Source organism: Oligella sp. HMSC05A10 (genome assembly GCF_001808335.1).
Lineage (GTDB): Bacteria > Pseudomonadota > Gammaproteobacteria > Burkholderiales > Burkholderiaceae_B > Oligella > Oligella urethralis.
This window is the reverse complement of record NZ_KV792903.1, coordinates 1-13,547: the sequence shown is the minus strand read 5'-3', so window position 1 is coordinate 13,547 and position 13,547 is coordinate 1. Positions and strand designations below refer to the sequence as shown.

The window sequence follows — 13,547 nt, the reverse complement described above, 5'->3', positions numbered from 1 at the left end:
GCAAGCACCGACGGAGTTAACAAACTTTTGTGCAGAAAATACCAACTATCTACGCAAAAGACCAAAAATCGATTGCAACTAATTGCAGTGCACTAAAGCTACTCAGCCGGATCAATACGGTGATACCAATGCTTCAGTACAACGGCCACCGTCTCATCAATATCCAAATCCGACGAGTCTACCGTAATCGCATCGTCAGCTGGCCTAAGTGGCGCATACTCACGATTCATATCACGCTGATCGCGCGCTTCTAAATCTGCAATTAAACTACTAAGTTTAACTGAAAAACCCTTGTTCATCAACTGCTTATAGCGTCTTTCAGCTCTTTTTTGCACGTCCGCAACAAGGTATATTTTTAAATCCGCATCGGGAAACACTAAGGTCCCCATATCGCGACCATCAGCCACTAGACCTGGGGCACGGCGACAATTACGCTGGCTTTGCAATAAGGTCGCACGCAGCTTAGGATACACCGCTATTTTAGAAGCGATCGCACCCACTTGCTCACTACCGATGCTCTCGCTTACATTCTCATCGTGCAAAAACACACCCTCAGGTAAGAATTTAATTGATAATCCTGCGGCCACGGCAGACACTGCATCCTGGTCATCAAGGTCCACCTTTTTCTTCATACAGTCTAAAGCTGTTAAGCGATAAAGTGCACCAGAATCCAAGGCATACCAGCCCAACTCACGCGCCAATAATGTCGCCACGGTACCTTTACCAGAGGCGCTGGGGCCGTCAATCGTAATCACCGGGATATTGCTGATGGTATCCATTATTTCCTCATTCTTTGTATGATTGGTTGATTTTAACTTATTTCAAGAGTCGCTTATACTCTTGGAAGTAAGTGGGGAAGGTCTTATTCACGCAGGCTGGATCCATAATGCGCACCTTGGCATCTGCAAATATCGCTAGCGAAAAGCACATCGCCATACGGTGGTCATCATAGGTCTCAATCGCAGCGTCTTGCCAGTGCTGTGGCGGCGTGATTTTAAGATAATCAGGTCCTGATTCTACCGTCGCACCCATCTTCGCTAATTCGGCATGCATCGCCTCAATGCGATCGGTTTCCTTAACCCGCCAGGAAGCAATATTCCTCAAAACACAAGGACCATCTGCATAGAGTGCCAATACCGCCGCTGTCATCGCTGCATCAGGAATCAGGTTAAAGTCTTCATCAAAGGCCTTAACCCTAGGAAAGCCATCTCCCTGATTAGCGCTCACCTCCACATAATCCGCCCCATATCGCAACTCAGCACCAATTTTTGCCACAAAATCCGCAAATAAAATATCACCCTGTATGCTTTGCTGATTAATACCATAAATACGAATTGGGCCTGCACCCAGTAGACCTAAAGCCAGAAAATAGGAAGCTGATGAGGCATCACCTTCAACCCAAATTTCCCCCGGTGATTGATAAACTGCATCGGCAGCAATAATATAACGCTGCCAGTTCTGATTTTCCACCTTCACACCAAAACGTTGCATCAGATTTAGCGTAATACCGATATAAGGCTTAGAAATCAGCTCCCCTACCACCTCAATTTCAATGGCTTGATTAAGTTTTTTTGCCATGATGGGTGCGGCCATCAGCAATGCAGTTAAAAACTGTGAGGACACAGTGCCTGCCACCTTAATCACCGTATTTGCTTTCAAAGTAGGACTTTCGATTTGTAATGGCGGATAACCTGGATTTTGCAAATACTCAATATTTGCACCAATACCCTGCAGCGCTTCAACCAAGTCGCCGATTGGACGCTCATGCATTCTGGGAATACCATGTAAATGGTAACTTCCACCACTCACCGCTAAGGCAGCTGTGAGCGGACGAATCGCCGTACCTGCATTTTGCATAAACAGATCGGCATTTTTAACCGGAAACTCAGCCACACCATGTACCTTAACCGAGTGATTGCCTAAATCCTCAATGCGTAGACCGAGCTTTTTTAAGGCTTCTAGCATAACCGTGGTATCGTCCGAATCCAATAGCCCATGCACGGTGGTACTACCTTTTGCTAAAGCCGCCAATAACAAAACCCGATTGGAGATACTTTTTGAACCAGGTAAATGAATCTCACCTGCAGCTTTTTGCACCGGCGCTAAATCCAAATAAGCCACTGACTGAACCACGGTCACCTCCGAAACTGTTTATTTTAAATTTAAATGAACAAATCTAGCACTATGATTTTAATTGCCAGTTTTTTCTCGCAGATGAGGCAGTATTAAACCATTCGTACATTTTATCCTGCTGCTCATTTTGCAGATAAACTTTTGCTTCATTTAGCTGCCGTATAAAATCATCAAGCTGCGCTAACATGGCTTCTTTATTAGCGAAGAAAATATCACTCCACATTTCTGGCGAACTGGCAGCAATGCGAGTAAAATCCCTAAAACCCGTTCCCGCCATGGCTAAAAATAACTCCCGATGCTCCGAGGCTAATAAACTGTTCATATAAGCCGCACTAATATAATGTGGAAAATGACTGGTAGCAGCAAAAATCCTATCGTGTATTTGTGCATCCATACAATACACGGTTGCCCCTAGTGCCTGCCAAGTAGCTGCTAACAAAGCAATATCTGCAAGGGCATTTTCTGCCAGAGGCGTAATAATCAGCTTGCGATCTTCGTACAAATCACCGCGCGCAGCAGCAACGCCCGATTGATGTGAGCCAGCAATGGGATGCAAGGGTACAAATTGCCCAATGCGCTCACCTAAAATAAGCCGTGCCTCCATCATCAAATCATATTTGGTGCTGCCACCATCGGTAATAATCGCCGTCTCTGATAAATGTGGTATTAATTGCTTAAACACCGAAGCAAAGGCTTTAACGGGGACAGCAATAAAAATAAGATCAGCCTCTGCTGCTAAGCACTCAACACTCACCACCTCATCAATTACCCCGAGCGCCTTAGCATTGAATAAACTGCTTTGCTGTCTACCAGCCGCTATCACGCGCTCACAAAGCCCTGCGCTTTTCATCGCCAAAGCGAAGGAGCCGCCAATTAAGCCGACACCAATAATACCAACTGTGTTAAAGGCCGGTGGCTTGGCTAAGTCCTCAATGCGCGCAATCCCATCATTAAAACTGACACGCACCGCCTCCGCCAGAGGTAGCGCCGAGAGCAGTTTAGGCATTAAGCAAGTACCTCTTTTAAAGCGGCGATAAAGCGCTGATTTTCTTCTTCAGTACCGATTGAAACGCGTAAATGATTAGGTAAACCGTCACCTACGACAGGGCGCACGATCACACCCTTGGCTAATAAAGCCTCGGCAACCTTAGGCGCTTCATTCATTTCAAATAAAATAAAGTTTGTAAAGCTCGGCACATAGGCTATCCCCATACGCTCAAACTCAGCCGATAAATAGGCCTTGCCCGCTTTATTCATTTGATAACTTTGCGCTAAAAACTCCTCGTCTTCTAAGGCCACCATTGCCGCAATTTGAGCTAAGGTATTAACATTAAATGGCTGCCGCACACGATTCAGATAATCCGTGACTTCGCTCTGCGCAATCGCAAAACCAACCCGCAAGCCAGCTAAACCATAGGCTTTGGAAAAAGTGCGCAAAACGACTAGATTCGGATAGTGCTTTATCAACTCGGCACTATTAAAACGCAGCTCATGATCAAGGTATTCATTATATGCTTCGTCTAGAACCACCAAGGTCTTATTACCACGACTCGCATAGACACGATCTAAGAAAGCGATAATGTCATCCCTAGGATGAAAGGTGCCGGTCGGATTATTCGGATTGGCAATATACACCAAGCGAGTATCCTCCTCAATCGCCTCATACATACGCTCTAAATCCAAACCCAAACCCTTTGTCGACACCGCCAAATGTCGGGCGCCACGAGCTTGGGTGCTGAGCTTATACACCACAAAGGCATGTTCCGAATAGACAGCTGAACTATGCTCATCCAAAAAAGCTAAAGAAATGATTTCCAACAAATCATTAGAACCATTACCGATGGTGAGATTTGTCATCTCAACACCGTAATGCTGTGCCAGTACAGCTTTTAAATCAAAGGCATTGGGGTCAGGATAACGACCTAATTCAGCCAATGAACTGGTGCTTAAATAATCAATTAAAGCTTGCTTAACCCGTGGCGAAAAACCTAAAGGATTTTCATTCGAGGCTAGCTTAACAATAGAAGCTGGCTCTAAGCCAAACTCACGCGCCAACTCAGAGCTTGGCTTACCGGCACGATATGGACTAATAGCACGGATATTAGCCGGTACTGAAAAGTCAGATGTTGCTGAAATCGGGATCTTATTTAAGTTTAAATCGCTCATCGCTATCGCTTAAGATTAAATTAATGTGGTCGGATCACTTTGTCGTGGATAGGAGCCAAGAATCTTCAGGAATGAAGACTGCGCCTCCAGATCACTTAGGGCAGCACGGATATTATCATCATCACGATGACCCAAAATATCGATGTAAAAATAATACTCCCATTGACCAGTACGGGCAGGACGCGACTCAAACCTACACATCGAGACGCCATGATTTAAAAAAGGCGCAATTAAGTCGTGCAAGGCCCCAACTCGGTTAGGTACGGCCACAATCAGGCTCGTTTGATCATTGCCGCTGGCTTGATTAACGATATGACCTATCGCTAAAAATCGGGTTTTATTATTGGCATCATCCTGGATATTTTCAGACACCATGCTTAAATCCCAAGCAAGTGCGGCATGCTTACCCGCAATGGCAGCCACGGTCGGATCCTCGGCGGCAATGCGCGCCGCCTCAGAATTACTGGCAGCGGGCTCTTTAGGCAAATTAGGGTAATTCACTGACAGCCATTGGTGACATTGAGCAAGTGTCTGCGGATGTGCCATAATGCGCTCCACGCCCTTCATCTCACCCGTTTTATTCATTAAACAATGGCGAATGGGCAAAGTACGTTCACCGTGCACCTTAAGCGTGGTGCTAAGCAATAAATCTTGCGTGCGATTCACCGCCCCCTCGGTGGAGTTTTCTACCGGCACCATACCGACGTCGGCCTGCCCCGCCTCAACCGCTCGAAATACCTCATCAAAAGAAGGACATTCCAACATCTGCACGGCATGACCGTAAAACTCATAGGCGGCCTGCTCGGAAAATGAACCCTTAGGACCCAAATAGGCAATAGTCAGACCACGTTCTAGCCCGCGACAAGCCGAAATAATCTCGGTCCACACTGCCTCCACCGACGTATTAGGAAAGGTGCCGTAGAGATTATCCCCTTGCAAGGCACCGATCACCTGTGCCTCACGCTCAGGCTTTAGAATCGCATCATCGGCATTGTAAGCGTGCTTTACCTTACCTACCTCAATCGCGGTTTGAGCGCGTTGATTTAGCAAATCCAAAATTTGATGATCAATGGCATCAATTCTGTCACGCAAAGGCTTAAGTAACTGATTCAATTCGCTGCTCATGGCTTCCTATCCGTGCTGACGCTCAAAGTCTTGCATATAGTCGATAAGGGCCTCTACCCCCTCAATCGGCATGGCATTATAAATCGAAGCACGCATCCCACCCACCGACTTATGGCCCTTAAGATTTAATAAGCCGCGCTCCTTGGCACCTTTTAAAAACTGAGCATCCAAGGCTTCATTGGCAGTAACAAAAGGAACGTTCATAATCGAACGATGCGACGGCTGCACAAAATTGTGATAAAAGTCGGTACTGTCAATATAGTCATATAAACGCTTGGCTTTCGCCTTATTTTGTTGTTCTATGGCCGCTAAACCACCCTGAGCTAATAACCATTTAAAGACCAAGCCTGACATATAAATACTATAGGTCGGTGGCGTATTAAATCGTGAGCGCGCCTCATCTAAATTTTTATAATTAAAGACATCAGGACAAATCGCTTCACATTGACCGATCAACTCACGTCGTATCACAATGATGGTGCTACCGGCTGGACCAGCATTTTTCTGCGCCCCCGCATACAACATATCGACGCCCTCAAGATTCCAAGCACGCGCCAGAAAATGGGATGAGGTATCCAAAATCAATGGCACACCCTCAGCACCGATAGCTGCCTTATCAGGGAGCTGGGCATATTCAACGCCACCGATCGTTTCATTACTACAATAATGCAGATAGGAGGCCTTGGGGTTTATTTGCCATTCACTAAAATCAGGCGCCCACTGCCAAGCTTGATACTGCACGCCGTCAATCTCACGTGCCTCGGCACTACTAGCTGCGATGCGCATCTCACCATAGCCTTTGGCCTCTTTATAGGCTTTATTAGACCAAGAGCCAGTCAACACATAATCAGCCGTCCTACCCTCTTTTAAGGCAATCAAATTCATTGGCAAAATCGCGTTTTGTGCGCTTGCGCCACCCTGACTAAAAAACACCGCCCATTCATCACCGACGCCTAGCAGCTTGCGTAAATCCGCTTCCGCCTCATCACAAATCTGTGTGAACTCAGCACCACGGTGACTCATTTCCATCACCGATTGACCACTCCCGTGCCAATCCAACATTTCCTCAGCTGCCTGCTGCAAAACCTCCTTAGGCAACACAGAGGGACCCGCCGAAAAGTTCCAAAACTGCTTCATATTCACTACTCCTCAGCCGCTGAGTCATCAGGCTCGGGGCTTTGATCATCAAGCTCATTCGCTGAATCCGTAGATGCTTCCTCCGCACTCTCGGACTCATCCAAATCACTTTCTACCACACGCTTAACACCGGTTAAGAAGTCACCCTCATCACAATTAATTAAGGTCACCCCTTGGGTAGCTCGACCCATTTCGCGGATTTGCTCTACCGTGGTACGAACCAAAACGCCAGCGGAGGTAATCAACATAATCTCATCCGCCTCTTCAACTAAGACTGCACCTACGACCTTACCATTACGCTCAGAGGTTTGAATGGCAATCACGCCCTTATTACCACGACGATGACGCGGATACTCGGTAATTGAGGTACGCTTACCAAAGCCGTTTTCAGTCGCAGTTAACACACTGCGACCCTCATCATCAGCCACTAATAAGGCAATCACCAATTGCTCATCGTCCAGATTCATACCACGCACACCGCGCGCATTACGACCCATCGGACGGACATCGCTTTCATCAAAGCGCACTGCCTTACCATCATCGGAAAACAGCATTACATCGTGCTTACCGTCAGTTAATTCAGCACCAATTAAGAAGTCACCCTCATCTAGATTAACGGCGATGATACCGCCGCGACGCGGATTAGAAAAATCAGTCAATGGTGTTTTTTTCACCGTACCCTTGGAGGTTGCCATAAACACATACTGGTCCTCAGTAAACTCCTTGACCGGCAAGACCACGTTAATGCGCTCGCCCTCGGCCAGTGGGAACAAATTAACAATAGGACGACCGCGCGAATTACGACCACCCTGTGGCACTGCGTAGACCTTGAGCCAATACATGCGACCATGATTAGAGAAACAGAGTAAGTAATCGTGTGTATTAGCAATAAACAAGCTGTCGATAACATCGTCTTCCTTCATCGAAGTCGCTTGCTTACCACGACCGCCACGACGCTGAGAACGATACTCAGACAATGGCTGACTCTTAATGTAGCCCTCTTGCGATAAGGTCACCACCATATCCGTCGGCGTAATTAAATCCTCCATATCGATCTCATTGGCATTAAGCTCGATAGTGGAACGGCGCTCATCCTTAGTATTGGTGCTGAACTCCGTCTTAATCGCGGTCAACTCCTCAGCAATGATATTTGAAATACGCGCTGGCTTAGCAAGAATATCAATCAGATCGGCAATTAAACGCATCACCTCCTCATACTCGGAGACAATCTTTTCTTGCTCAAGACCGGTTAAGCGTTGCAGACGCATATTAAGAATTTCTTGGGCCTGCACCTCACTTAGACGATATAGCCCATTTGCCTGCAAACCAAACTCCGGCTCTAAGTCCTCTGGGCGATAGGCTGCCGCACCCCCCATCACACTACCCTCATCGGCCGCATCCAACATGGTGCGCACCAGTGAAGCATCCCACTCACGTGACATTAACTCTTCACGTGCCACTGGCGGCGTCGGCGCCGCACGAATAATACGAATAAACTCGTCAATATTGGCTAAGGCGACTGCCAAACCCTCTAACACATGACCACGTTCACGTGCCTTACGCAGTTGAAACACGGTACGCCGAGTGACCACCTCACGACGATGTCGTAAGAAGCACTCGACCAATTGCTTAAGATTCAACAAGCGAGGCTGACCCTCAACCAAGGCCACCAAGTTCATGCCAAAGGTATCCTGGAGCTGAGTCATTTTATAGAGGTTATTTAATACCACTTCAGGCATCTCACCGCGCTTTAGCTCAATCACTAAACGCATACCCTCTTTGTCCGACTCGTCACGTATATCAGAAATACCCTCAATACGCTTATCGTTGACGAGCTCGGCAATTTTTTCTTGTAGTGTTTTCTTATTGACCTGATAAGGAATTTCGTCCACCACAATGGCCTGGCGATTACCGCGATCAATCTCTTCAAAATGCGTTTTAGCACGCATCACCACACGACCCCGCCCTGTGCGATAGCCCTCAATCACGCCTTGAGTGCCATAGATAATACCGCCTGTTGGAAAATCAGGCGCCGGAATAATTTCGATCAACTCATCAACGCTACACTCTGGATTACGTAAGGCATACAAACAACCGTCAACCACCTCGGATAAATTATGTGGCGGGATATTGGTGGCCATACCCACGGCAATACCCGAGCTGCCATTGACTAGTAAATTAGGTAGGCGTGTAGGCAACACCAGTGGCTCTAACTCAGAGCCATCATAGTTAGGTCCGAAATCGACGGTTTCCTGCTCAATATCGGCCAATAACTCGTGGGCAATCTTAGATAAGCGGACCTCGGTATAACGCATGGCGGCCGCACCGTCACCATCAATCGAGCCGAAGTTACCCTGACCATCAACCAAGGTATAGCGTAGCGAGAAATCCTGCGCCATACGCACAATCGTATCGTATACGGCAATATCACCATGAGGGTGATATTTACCGATGACGTCACCGACAATACGGGCAGATTTTTTATGCGGACGGTTCCAGTCATTGTTTAGTACATCCATCGCATACAGTACACGACGGTGAACCGGCTTTAAGCCATCACGCGCATCAGGTAGCGCACGACCAACGATAACACTCATGGCGTAGTCTAAATAGCTACGACGCATTTCGTGCTCTAAAGAGATTTGAATCGTTTCCTTAGCAAAAGAATCCATATTTACTCGCTAACAGCTATAACGCTTTATTTTACAAATTTAACCCTTTATTCTAACATTTATCGACCAGCTAAAACTTAGGCGTGAACCCAGGAGCAAATTTATACAAAAACATCAAGTATCTTTTTTAAGATGCACTTGCTTATACATTTGTTTTTTTACAACATTCTAGTGCGCAATTGAGTCGAGAAAAATCAGCTTCTATCCATATCGCAGTTGCTTATAAACAACAATTACAACCAAAAAGCTGTATTTATCTATAAAATACAGATACTTACATGATTAACTTAAGCAAAAAAATAGGAAATCATTTAACATCTTAAACGGGCATCTTAGAAAATCTATTCAAAACACTTTGAATGATGTTTCATTGATTGCTATACTAAACCTGATTTCCATTCTGCGGCGGTTTCGCTGCGAGTAACTTTTTAGCTTTATTTAGCTCATCGAGGAGAAACATGAACAAAGCCTCTAAATTCGCATTAGCATTCGCCGTTGCAGCCTCTGCAACTACTGGCGTAGCATCTGCTCAAACAATTGATAACTGGGTAAACAACTACGGTATCGTTTGGATGAACGGTTCAGACGAGCACTGCTGGCGTAACAACTACTGGACTCCAGCAACTGCAGCTCAAGGTTGTGGCGCTCCAGAAGCTGCACCTGAGATGGTTGCTAACAAAGTAGCGTTTAACGCAGATACTTTCTTTGATTTCGACAAAGCTACTATCAAACCTGAGGGTCGTAATATTCTTGACCAAGTTGCTCAACAAGCACAGCAACTTTCTTTAGAGTCAATCATTGCGGTTGGTCACACCGACAGCGTTGGTTCTGAACAGTACAACCAGGGTTTATCTGAGCGTCGTGCAGCTGCTGTTAAAAACTACTTAGTTTCTCGCGGCATCCCTGCTGATTCAATCATCGCTTCCGGTCGTGGTGAGACTCAGCCTATCGCTGACAACTCTACTCGCGAAGGTCGCGCACGCAACCGCCGTGTTGAGATTGAAATCGTTGGTACACGCGCTCAGTAATTACTGCATAGCGTTTACTTCTGCTTTGATTAAGCAGAAGTACCACTGATATTGCAATAGGCTCCGTTTAGTAGCGGGGCCTTTTTTTATGATAAATTGATTTAATTCCCCTAGTAGAGAGCACAACGTACACCATGAGTGATCACCCAAAGCATATTAATGTTGACCCCTCTGAGATTGAAAAGTTCAGCGCTGTTGCCTCCAAGTGGTGGGATACCGAGAGTGAATTCGGTCCCCTCCATCAAATTAATCCCCTACGTAGTCAATGGATCATCGATCATGTCGGCAGTTTAGATGGCTTAGATGTTATTGATGTGGGTTGCGGCGGTGGCATTTTAGCGGAAAGCCTTGCTAAAGCCGGTGCCAATGTGACCGGTATCGATATGGCACAAAAGTCCCTAACCGTCGCCAGACTGCATAGCCTAGAAAGTCAACTCAGCATCGACTATAAAAAAATCCCTGCTGAGGAAATGGCGGCACAGTATCCCGAGCATTTTGATGTGGTTACGTGTATGGAGATGCTAGAGCATGTACCCGATCCGCATTCGATTATTCGCGCTTGTGCTCAAATGGTCAAGCCCGGTGGTTGGGTGTTTTTCTCTACCATTAATCGCAATGCCAAGTCCTTTTTACAATTAATTGTCGCGGCCGAATATATTTTGGGACTCGTCCCTAAGGGTACTCATCGTTATAAGCAACTGTTAAAGCCTAGTGAGCTGCGTCAAACCATTGAGCAATCTGGTTTATCTCTAAGATCGATCTGCGGTCTTAAATACAATATTTTTTCTAAACACTACACCTTAACGCAAGATGCCACGGTTAATTACTTTATGGCCGCTCAAAAATGATTGATACGGTTTTATTTGATTTAGACGGCACGCTTGTTGATAGTGCGCCTGGCTTAGCCTTAGCAGCAAACTTACAGCGTCAAAAATGCCAACTACCAGACTTGCCTTATGAGCGCTTACGCGTCGTCGCCTCACAAGGTACGCGTGGCTTATTAAAGGTTGCGCTGGAGCTAAATCAGGAGGACTTGGTTTATCCCTATTTCAGGGATAGGTTTTTAGAGGATTATCGTGATTGCATGCTTGATAATAGCCACCTTTTTCCACAAATCAGCGAGCTATTAGATACAATTGAGTCACGTCATTTACTTTGGGGCATTGTGACCAATAAAAGTGAGGCTCTCACACTACCACTATTGGACTATTTAAAACTAAGCGCTCGCAGCAGTGTAAATGTTTGCGGCGACACCACCCCTTATATTAAGCCTCATCCCGGGGGTTTAATTTATGCCACTGAAAAAATAGGTAAAACACCTAATCAATGTGTGTATATCGGTGATGATGAACGTGATATTATTGCCGGTAAAGAAGCTGGCATGAAAACGATTGCACTCAGTTACGGTTACAGCTTAGACAAACAGGGTGCAATAGCTACTCAAGCCGACGCAATTGCGCATCACCCGGCAGACATTGCCACTATCCTTTTTGGTGATGCTGATACAAAAGGTATGATTAATGCATAGTACAAGCCCTTACTCTCCCCTAGTTAAACTCTCCAAAGCGGGCGTGATTATTAGCACGCTCCTTTTGAGTGCCTGCACCGCCACGATGGACAGCAGCAGCCAAGGCGGCAAAGGTAGTTTTAGAGTTGAGCCAGATGGTCGACCTGCTACTGGTAGCCCTGTGACATGGGTCGCCGGCAATTGGCAGGAACTCACCAAGACGATTAATACTGCTAATACGACGAATTTAGCGATTGAAGTCAATCAAGTGCACGATGGTAGTTTGCGTGTACTTATACCTGCGGCTGATGTTTTTGTGGGTAATACCGTCAGAATTAATCGTAAATCTCACGCATTTTTGAACAGAATCGTTGAGGTTATGAACGCCCGTCAAGAATTACGTGTGCGCATTGTCGGTCATACCGACAGCAGTGGTGACGATCTACAAAACCAGATCCTATCGCTCAATCGATCCAGCAGTGTCGCTAACTACATGATCAAAAAAGGCCTTAGAAGCTCTAGAATTGAGTTAGAGGGACGCGGTTCGGTTGACCCCTTGGTAAGTAATGATAGCCGCGAGAACCGTCTGATAAACCGGCGTATTGAGCTGTATCTATATCGCTTAAAGTAATTTACACAAGCACAAGCTGAGCAAATAAAAAAGGGGCCGAAGCCCCTTTAATCCGTTCTGTTGCCAAGTGGATCAAACTCCTAGCGACACCATATTAGGCGGCTAATGCGTAACTTTCGTCATTTGCATTTATAAGGTTTGCTAGATTTACGGTCTTCGCCTACCGGCTGCCAATCTCCCTATTTTTCCCTGTCGAAACCAATGACGCCCCCATCATAAGTACACCGCCGTGCGCAATGCACTTATGGTGGAGGCGGCGGGAATCGAACCCGCGTCCAGAAAACTGTCAGTCAATCAGATATACAGCTTAATTACTACTATAGCAAAATTGATTTAAGATAGCAAGATGCGCCGTGATGGACTAAATTTAGGTTATGATTAAGGGTTATCTATTGCTGCTCGGCATCCCTAATGACCGGGCTTTTTGCTTATTTCTGCTCCATCGTTATGAAAGCTGCATTTCTTATTTTATCTGCTATTAATCAAGTACCAGCTACCGCTTCAGCGGCACTAACACAGCTTCAACAATGCGTATTTAGCCTCAACCGCGATTATGAGGCATGTCCAATCGCAGTGATTGAATACGCTGAAGAGGCGCTCAATCCACAGCAAAAGCAAGCCTTGCTTGAACATACCGATCTGTTGGCTGAATTTAAAGCCAATCAAGTATTGCAGGATTTAAAAGCGAGCGGAGTAGATGCGCAAGCCTATCAAGCGCTATTAAAAATAGTCGCTCTTAATTGGTTTCTACAAAATGCACAGGGTGCTGGTTTATTTAATGAAGCAGATTATGTGGTAGTGATTGAAGATGGCGTTGCGCTCGATAAGAGCCTTATCCATTTATTAAATCAGTCGGCAGCAGTCAAAAACAAGTTCTTTTTCAAAAAAGCGGTGAGCAGCGCAAGCCCAAATGAAAAAGCTAAAAGCCTAATGCACTACCCCACTGAGCAATGGGCATACGCTGCCGAACTAACAGAAGGCGTGATTGACGATCTGATTGAGGCCTCAGAAAATGCCTATCATTTACTGCAAGCCAATGACAATCCTTCAGCGACGGACTTAGGGCAAGAGCTTTTTAAAACAGTGGATCTATCGAAAGTACACTTTCTAATTTAAATCGAGTAGGGTGAGGTTTGCACCTCATCCCT

General features: G+C 46.0%; 12 protein-coding genes and 1 other RNA gene. 5 read left to right on the top strand and 8 right to left on the bottom strand.

The annotated features are described in order from the left end of the window. Positions 1-98: 98 nt before the first annotated feature. From cmk to gyrA, 7 genes are read right to left on the bottom strand one after another with little or no spacing between them, the layout of a single operon-like run. A complete protein-coding gene (cmk, locus tag HMPREF3144_RS04815; protein WP_018026134.1) occupies positions 99-779 on the bottom strand; it encodes a (d)CMP kinase in 681 nt (226 codons plus the stop codon). Positions 780-816: 37 nt separating this feature from the next. Beyond that, a complete protein-coding gene (gene aroA / locus HMPREF3144_RS04810) occupies positions 817-2,133 on the bottom strand; it encodes a 3-phosphoshikimate 1-carboxyvinyltransferase (protein WP_070476717.1) in 1,317 nt (438 codons plus the stop codon). Positions 2,134-2,182: 49 nt separating this feature from the next. Further along, the gene (locus tag HMPREF3144_RS04805) at positions 2,183-3,139 is read right to left on the bottom strand and encodes a prephenate dehydrogenase (RefSeq protein ID WP_018026136.1); all 957 of its coding nucleotides are present in this window, start codon (positions 3,137-3,139) and stop codon (positions 2,183-2,185) included. Continuing rightward, a complete protein-coding gene (gene hisC, locus HMPREF3144_RS04800; protein WP_210394295.1) occupies positions 3,139-4,299 on the bottom strand; it encodes a histidinol-phosphate transaminase in 1,161 nt (386 codons plus the stop codon). The genes HMPREF3144_RS04805 and hisC overlap by 1 nt, the downstream gene beginning before the upstream one ends. 15 nt (positions 4,300-4,314) lie before the next feature. After that, positions 4,315-5,424, bottom strand: coding sequence for a prephenate dehydratase (gene pheA, locus HMPREF3144_RS04795; protein ID WP_070476715.1), 1,110 nt, complete (start codon positions 5,422-5,424; stop codon positions 4,315-4,317). A gap of 6 nt (positions 5,425-5,430) precedes the next feature. Then, positions 5,431-6,561: a 3-phosphoserine/phosphohydroxythreonine transaminase gene (serC, locus tag HMPREF3144_RS04790; RefSeq protein ID WP_036560042.1), complete on the bottom strand. Its 1,131-nt coding sequence runs from the start codon at positions 6,559-6,561 to the stop codon at positions 5,431-5,433. A 5-nt stretch (positions 6,562-6,566) separates the two neighbouring features. Next, complete coding sequence (gene gyrA / locus HMPREF3144_RS04785; protein WP_070476713.1) at positions 6,567-9,233, bottom strand: DNA gyrase subunit A; 2,667 nt, start codon at positions 9,231-9,233, stop codon at positions 6,567-6,569. A gap of 458 nt (positions 9,234-9,691) precedes the next feature. Here gyrA and ompA point away from each other — a divergent pair, with 458 nt between their 5' ends. From ompA to HMPREF3144_RS04765, 4 genes are all read left to right on the top strand, one after another. Beyond that, a complete protein-coding gene (gene ompA / locus HMPREF3144_RS04780; protein WP_018026141.1) occupies positions 9,692-10,261 on the top strand; it encodes an outer membrane protein OmpA in 570 nt (189 codons plus the stop codon). 134 nt (positions 10,262-10,395) lie between these two features. Beyond that, positions 10,396-11,109 carry a bifunctional 2-polyprenyl-6-hydroxyphenol methylase/3-demethylubiquinol 3-O-methyltransferase UbiG gene (ubiG, locus tag HMPREF3144_RS04775; RefSeq protein WP_070476711.1) on the top strand — a complete coding sequence of 238 codons (714 nt, stop codon included), beginning with the start codon at positions 10,396-10,398 and terminating at the stop codon, positions 11,107-11,109. Then, complete coding sequence (locus HMPREF3144_RS04770) at positions 11,106-11,789, top strand: HAD family hydrolase (RefSeq protein WP_018026143.1); 684 nt, start codon at positions 11,106-11,108, stop codon at positions 11,787-11,789. The genes ubiG and HMPREF3144_RS04770 overlap by 4 nt, the downstream gene beginning before the upstream one ends. Further along, entirely contained in the window at positions 11,782-12,399 is a 618-nt protein-coding gene (locus HMPREF3144_RS04765; RefSeq protein WP_018026144.1) for an OmpA family protein, read from the top strand. The genes HMPREF3144_RS04770 and HMPREF3144_RS04765 overlap by 8 nt, the downstream gene beginning before the upstream one ends. Positions 12,400-12,424: 25 nt before the next feature. Here HMPREF3144_RS04765 and ssrA read toward each other — a convergent pair. Continuing rightward, positions 12,425-12,750: a transfer-messenger RNA gene (gene ssrA, locus HMPREF3144_RS04760) on the bottom strand. A gap of 96 nt (positions 12,751-12,846) precedes the next feature. On the opposite strand from ssrA, the gene HMPREF3144_RS04755 reads away from it, so the two are divergent. Then, a complete protein-coding gene (locus HMPREF3144_RS04755; RefSeq protein ID WP_246823898.1) occupies positions 12,847-13,515 on the top strand; it encodes a hypothetical protein in 669 nt (222 codons plus the stop codon). The last annotated feature ends 32 nt before the right edge of the window (positions 13,516-13,547 follow it).

Coding starts and splice junctions, on each gene's coding strand:
- cmk (WP_018026134.1), bottom strand. CDS start 779: ATGGATACCATCAGCAATATCCCGGTGATTACGATTGACGGCCCCAGC.
- HMPREF3144_RS04805 (WP_018026136.1), bottom strand. CDS start 3,139: ATGCCTAAACTGCTCTCGGCGCTACCTCTGGCGGAGGCGGTGCGTGTC.
- hisC (WP_210394295.1), bottom strand. CDS start 4,299: ATGAGCGATTTAAACTTAAATAAGATCCCGATTTCAGCAACATCTGAC.
- pheA (WP_070476715.1), bottom strand. CDS start 5,424: ATGAGCAGCGAATTGAATCAGTTACTTAAGCCTTTGCGTGACAGAATT.
- serC (WP_036560042.1), bottom strand. CDS start 6,561: ATGAAGCAGTTTTGGAACTTTTCGGCGGGTCCCTCTGTGTTGCCTAAG.
- gyrA (WP_070476713.1), bottom strand. CDS start 9,233: ATGGATTCTTTTGCTAAGGAAACGATTCAAATCTCTTTAGAGCACGAA.
- ompA (WP_018026141.1), top strand. CDS start 9,692: ATGAACAAAGCCTCTAAATTCGCATTAGCATTCGCCGTTGCAGCCTCT.
- ubiG (WP_070476711.1), top strand. CDS start 10,396: ATGAGTGATCACCCAAAGCATATTAATGTTGACCCCTCTGAGATTGAA.
- HMPREF3144_RS04770 (WP_018026143.1), top strand. CDS start 11,106: ATGATTGATACGGTTTTATTTGATTTAGACGGCACGCTTGTTGATAGT.
- HMPREF3144_RS04765 (WP_018026144.1), top strand. CDS start 11,782: ATGCATAGTACAAGCCCTTACTCTCCCCTAGTTAAACTCTCCAAAGCG.
- HMPREF3144_RS04755 (WP_246823898.1), top strand. CDS start 12,847: ATGAAAGCTGCATTTCTTATTTTATCTGCTATTAATCAAGTACCAGCT.